The following is a 5,254-nucleotide window of genomic DNA, read 5'->3' as shown; positions in this document are numbered from 1 at the left end:
ACATCGCCAAGGCCGTGAACGCGCAGGCGATCACGCTGGCCGACGCCCCGCGCGGCTACGCCGAGTTCGACGCCGGCGCGGCCACCAAGTACGTCCTGGACCCCAACGGCTACCTGTCCAAGTAGCCCCGGATCCCCGTACAGACAGGATTGCGCGGTCGTTGCACCGCCCAGCTCTTTTGGGAGTTTCAACGACCGCGCGAATCACAGGCAGGGCCCAATCGATTTTCCGGGCTGCATTGGACGCCTCTGGCGGCACCGCTTCCCATTTACTTGGTCGGGCACGTCAGCGGTCGGTATAGCCAAGCGATGCGCTGACCTGGAGCCCGGCCCCCTTGAGACCCTCGATCAGGCCAGGCTCCTTTTCCGGGTCGAATCGGAAGGCCGGGCCGGAGATGCTGATGGCCCCCACGACCGCCCCGAGGTGGTTGCGCACCGGCACCGCGACAGAGTTGACGCCCATCTCGAATTCCTCGCGGGCCTGGGCGTAGCCGTTCTTCACGACCTGCAGCAAGTCTTTTTCCAAGGCGGGGCGCGTTCGGATGGTTTTGGCCGTGCGCTGGGGAAGCCTGGTGATCTTCAGTATCCGTCCGCGCTCGTCGGCACCCAGGGCCGCCAGCAGCACCTTGCCGCTCGAGGTCGCATGCAGCGGGGTGAGGCTGCCGAGCCAGTCGTGGGTCGCCAGGGTAGAGGGGCCCATGGCCTGGTCGACATTGACCGCGTATTCCTCGCGCAGTACCGCGAGGTTGACGGTTTCCTTGTACTCCTCGGCCAGCGCCTCGATGACCGGGCGGGCCTCGCCCACCAGCGAGAGCCGTCCGGGAATGGAACTGGCAAGCTTCAGGATGCCGAACCCCAGCTCATATTTCCCGCGGTTGGTGTTCTGCTGCACCATGCCGCGGGCCAGCAGCGAGCTCAGCAGGCGGGAAGCGGTGGACTTGTGGATATCGAGCTCCTCGGCAACCTCGCCCACCCCGGAGCTTCCATCCCGACCCAGGATCTCCAGGATCGCCAGCGCCCGGTCCACCGACTGGACGCCTCCGGGAACGGCATCGTCGTCGTCCGTTTCGGTTCCTTGCGGTTCGTCGACTGCCAATGGCTTTCCATCCTTCGTACCGATTCGTCTCTATGGGCGTTTCACTCCAGCCTAGCGCCGGCCGGGCCGGCCGGCCGCGATTCCGGGGCCGGACGGCTAGGCGATCCGCGTTCCCCCGGCGAGCTTGCCCGCCGGGGTCCTGAGCCGGTTTCGTCCGGCGGCCACGATGCCTCCTGCAATCAGGACCTGGATGCCAAGGCCCAGCGGCCACAACGGCGCGGGGATCGGGGGCAACACGGTGTTCTTGACCCCGTTCAGGCACGGAATCTGGAATTCCGGACCCGCCTGCGAGTAGCGCACGCCCTCGCTGATGGCCCCCATCGGACCGGCAGCGCTGAACATCGGGGAATCCACCGGGGCCGGGGACCGCGGTGCGGCATCGGCCACCACCACAAACGGGTTGGCCGCCAGCAGCCAGGTGATGCGTTCGGTGGCAAAGGTTTCCTGCACGTACGTCCGGGTTTCACAGGTGTAGTTGTTCTCGTCCCAATCCCCCATGAACTCGCCGTTCATGTACGTCTCGGGCCAGAGCTGGTTGGCGACATTGACCTCGGTCTTCACCAGCTGCATGCTCAGTCCATAGGCAATCAAGGTCCCGAGCCCGAGCATCGCCACCAGCAGGTAGGTGACCATGACGGCAAAGAGCGTGCGGTTGGCCAGCGCGGAAACCCCGACCCCGAGCGCGCAGACGATCCCCAGTTCAACCGCCAGCATGCCCAGCAGCACCGGAGCCGCCGGCAGGTACACGTCTCCGTAGGTCATCGCCCAGCCGATCAACGGGATCGTGACCACCAGGAACCCCAGCGATGCCACCCACGAGGCCAGCCACTTGCCCCAGAGCAATTGTCCCGGGGTGAGCAGCGTGTTTTGCAGGATCGCCAGGGTTCCGTTGGCCCGGTCCCCGGTGATCGAGTTGGCGCTCAACGCCGGGGCGATGAGCATGCCGAAGAAGAGGACGAAAGCGATGACCAGCTCGAACATCACCTGCCCGGCACCGGGTCCCTCTTCCCCGACGCTCAGGGCTGCAAGGCCCACGACGGCGGCGACCACCACGAACCAAATGCCCAGCATGATGTACCAGCCGCGGTTGCGGATCCGTTGCCGGATCTCCAAGCCGAAAACGGTGCGGATGCCCGAAAGATAGCCCAGGGCCGGGGCGGCGCTCTGTGCGCGCGGGGACGTGGAGATACTCATGGCATTTCATCCTCAAGGCTCAGGTAGGTCTCTTCGAGAAGGCCGGACGTCGGGGCGAATGCGGTGACCGGAACCCCGGCACCGGCCAGCCGGCCCAGAAGTTCCGCGGCCTGCACTTCTCCGGTGAGCTTCACCTTGGCGCTGCCCCCGCCGTTTTCCAGGTTGCCGCGATATGCCGCCTCGAAGTTGGCTTCCGCCAAGGCGACGCGCAGCATGTCCAGGTCCAGGCTGGCGATGGTGTAGCCGCGGCTCTGCGCCCCGGCTTCGGCAAGACTCTGGCTGCGCATCGTCTTGCCCCTGGACAGGAACACCGCCGCGTCGGCCATTTCATCGAGTTCCACCAGCACGTGCGAGCTGATCACCACCGTTTTTCCGCTGTCGGCGAGCTGGCGCACGAGCTGGCGCAGTTGCACGCGTGCTCCTGGGTCCAGTCCGCTGGCAGGCTCGTCAAGGAGCAGCACGGACGGGTCGTTGACCAATGCCCTCGCCAGCGAGAGCCGCTGGGCCTGTCCGCGAGAGAGCACCCGGGCCGGGGTGTCGGCCAGCTCTCCCAGGTTCACGACTTCCAGCAGCTCCGCGGCCCTCACCCTGGCCTGCGCCTTGCCGATCCCGTACAGGGCGGCGACGGTGGTGAGGATTTCCCTGCTGATCAGGGACTCCCAGAAGCCCCGCGTGTCGGGCATCCAGCCAAGGACGGCGCGCACCGCGCGGGGATCTGCCGTCGGGTCGATGCCCTGGATGCGGATGCTTCCGGCATCCGGGCGCAGCAGGGACGCCAGCATCAACAGCAATGTCGTCTTGCCCGACCCGTTGGGTCCGATCAATGCAGTGACCTTCCCCGGCGCCGCGTGGAAATCGATGTTTTCCACCGCCCGCACCGCCCCGAAGGAGCGGGCCAGGCCGGTGGCCGTGATTCCCAAACCTAGATCCTGCCGTTGCCCCGGCGCTTGGCCCGGGCCAGTGACAGCTGTTTCCATGAGATCCCACCCTGTGCTTGTTCCGATGGCTCCCCCGGGCCCGATCCTCCCAAGGTACGTAGTCTGACTAGGCAAGTCACGTGTTTATCCATTCCGTTACCAAATAGCATTCTTCAGCCCCCCAAATCTCCACATGCCTTCATCCGGGGTGACCTGCGCGACATCCAATCGAGCAAATAGACCAGCCAAACCCCGCTTTATGACCTAGAACGGTCACGCATTGGAGCTCCGGTGCATCACAATGGCTAAAATGGAAACGGTGCCAGCCACAGCTGCGCCGGTTGAAGTCCACCTATTTCCCGTCCCATGGAGTGTGCTGACGCATGAGCCTGATTGTCCAAAAATTCGGCGGTTCGTCCGTGTCGGATGCCGAAGGCATCAAACGCGTTGCCCGTCGGATTATTGACACCAAGTCCGCCGGCCACGAAGTCGTCGTGGTGGTTTCTGCCATGGGCGACACCACCGATGAGCTGCTCGACCTGGCCGGCCAACTGACCGACGAGGCTCCAGCCCGCGAGATGGACATGCTGCTGTCCGCCGGCGAACGCATCTCCATGGCACTGCTTGCCATGGCCATCGATGGCCTTGGCGCCAAGGCAGCGTCCTTCACCGGCTCGCAGGCCGGCATGATGACCGATTCCATCCACGGCAAGGCCCGCGTGATCGAGGTTTCCCCGCAGCGCGTGCGCCGCGCCATCGACCGCGGCTACGTCGCGATCGTTGCCGGGTTCCAGGGCATGAGCAAGGAATCCAACGACATCACCACGATGGGTCGCGGCGGTTCGGACACCACGGCGGTGGCCTTGGCCGCCGCACTTGGCGCCGACGTGTGCGAGATCTACACCGATGTCGATGGCATCTACACCGCCGACCCGCGAGTGGTTCCGGCGGCCCGCAAGATCGACACCATTTCCAGTGAGGAAATGCTGGAGATGGCCGCCTCGGGCGCCAAGATCCTGCACCTGCGTTGCGTTGAATATGCGCGTCGCTTCGGGGTCCCGCTGCATGTGCGCTCTTCGTTCAGCACCAATGAAGGAACCTGGGTCCTGCCCAGCCCCGATGACCAGATCAAGATTCAAGAGGGAGAACCCTTGGAACAGCCCATCATTTCCGGTGTAGCCCACGACCGTTCCGAAGCCAAGGTCACCATTGTCGGCGTCCCCGACATCCCCGGCAAGGCCGCCCAGATTTTCCGTGTCATTGCCGGCGCCCACGCCAACATCGACATGATCGTCCAGAACATCTCCACCTCCGGCTCGGGTCGCACGGATATTTCCTTCACCCTGCCGATGGTCGATGGAAAGCACGTCCAGGAAGCATTGCGCTCCGCGCAGGAGGAGATCGGCTTCGAGGACATCTCCTACAACGAGAACGTCGGCAAGCTCTCGCTCATCGGCGCGGGCATGCGCTCAAACCCGGGCGTCTCCTTCACCTTCTTCGAGGCCCTGCACCAGGCCGGAGTGAACGTCGACATGATCTCCACCTCGGAAATCCGCATTTCGATCGTCACCGACGCCAACAAGCTCGACGACGCAGTACGTGCGATCCACGCCGCTTTCGATCTTGATGCCGAGGACGAGGCAACCGTCTACGGCGGTACCGGCCGCTAACTCCGGGTCGTTTTCGCACGCCGCGCGGTCCGTGGCGCCGGGCACGCTTCAATGTGTGCCCCGGCGTCGCGGGCCGTTTTCGTTGGCGGGCGTGCGGGGGCCCGGCATGGGCGTGTGTGGTGCGGGCCCAGGCCTCAGCGGGGGGTGCCGGGCAGTGGCGGTGCGGTGGAGGTGTAGGTCGCCCCGACCGGGGTGGTGATCTCGATGGTGTGCCGCCCGCCGCGGTCCACGACGCGTTCTTCCCAGCCGTTCTGCTCCTTGGTCTGGTTGCATCCGGCGCAGCGGCCGGCAGAGTTGGCCTCGCTGGTCGGGCCGCCGCGGCTGTGTTGGACCACGTGGTCGAAGTGCTTGATGGGTGCGTTGCACCAGGGGGTGCGG

5 protein-coding genes are annotated in these 5,254 nt (G+C 65.3%); 1 reads left to right on the top strand and 4 read right to left on the bottom strand.

The window, feature by feature from the left end:
• Nucleotides 1–285: 285 nt before the first annotated feature.
• From DQ353_RS20870 to DQ353_RS20860, 3 genes are all read right to left on the bottom strand, one after another.
• Nucleotides 286–1,095 (bottom strand): IclR family transcriptional regulator, encoded by an 810-nt coding sequence (locus DQ353_RS20870; RefSeq protein WP_113765106.1) that lies wholly within the window; start codon nucleotides 1,093–1,095, stop codon nucleotides 286–288.
• 96 nt (nucleotides 1,096–1,191) lie between these two features.
• The gene (locus tag DQ353_RS20865) at nucleotides 1,192–2,289 is read right to left on the bottom strand and encodes an ABC transporter permease (RefSeq protein WP_113765105.1); all 1,098 of its coding nucleotides are present in this window, start codon (nucleotides 2,287–2,289) and stop codon (nucleotides 1,192–1,194) included.
• Nucleotides 2,286–3,266, bottom strand: coding sequence for an ABC transporter ATP-binding protein (locus DQ353_RS20860; protein ID WP_113765104.1), 981 nt, complete (start codon nucleotides 3,264–3,266; stop codon nucleotides 2,286–2,288). Before DQ353_RS20860 ends, DQ353_RS20865 begins: the two co-directional genes overlap by 4 nt.
• 323 nt (nucleotides 3,267–3,589) lie before the next feature.
• On the opposite strand from DQ353_RS20860, the gene DQ353_RS20855 reads away from it, so the two are divergent.
• A complete protein-coding gene (locus tag DQ353_RS20855; RefSeq protein ID WP_113765103.1) occupies nucleotides 3,590–4,876 on the top strand; it encodes an aspartate kinase in 1,287 nt (428 codons plus the stop codon).
• A 134-nt stretch (nucleotides 4,877–5,010) separates the two neighbouring features.
• Here DQ353_RS20855 and DQ353_RS20850 read toward each other — a convergent pair.
• Nucleotides 5,011–5,254 (bottom strand): HNH endonuclease (locus tag DQ353_RS20850; protein ID WP_181578544.1); only part of this gene is annotated, 244 nt, incomplete at its 5' end.

It is taken from the genome of Arthrobacter sp. AQ5-05 (assembly GCF_003287975.1).
In the GTDB taxonomy this organism is placed as follows: Bacteria; Actinomycetota; Actinomycetes; order Actinomycetales; family Micrococcaceae; genus Paeniglutamicibacter.
The sequence above is the reverse complement of the archived record's forward strand: the minus strand, read 5'-3'. Positions and strand labels throughout refer to the sequence as shown.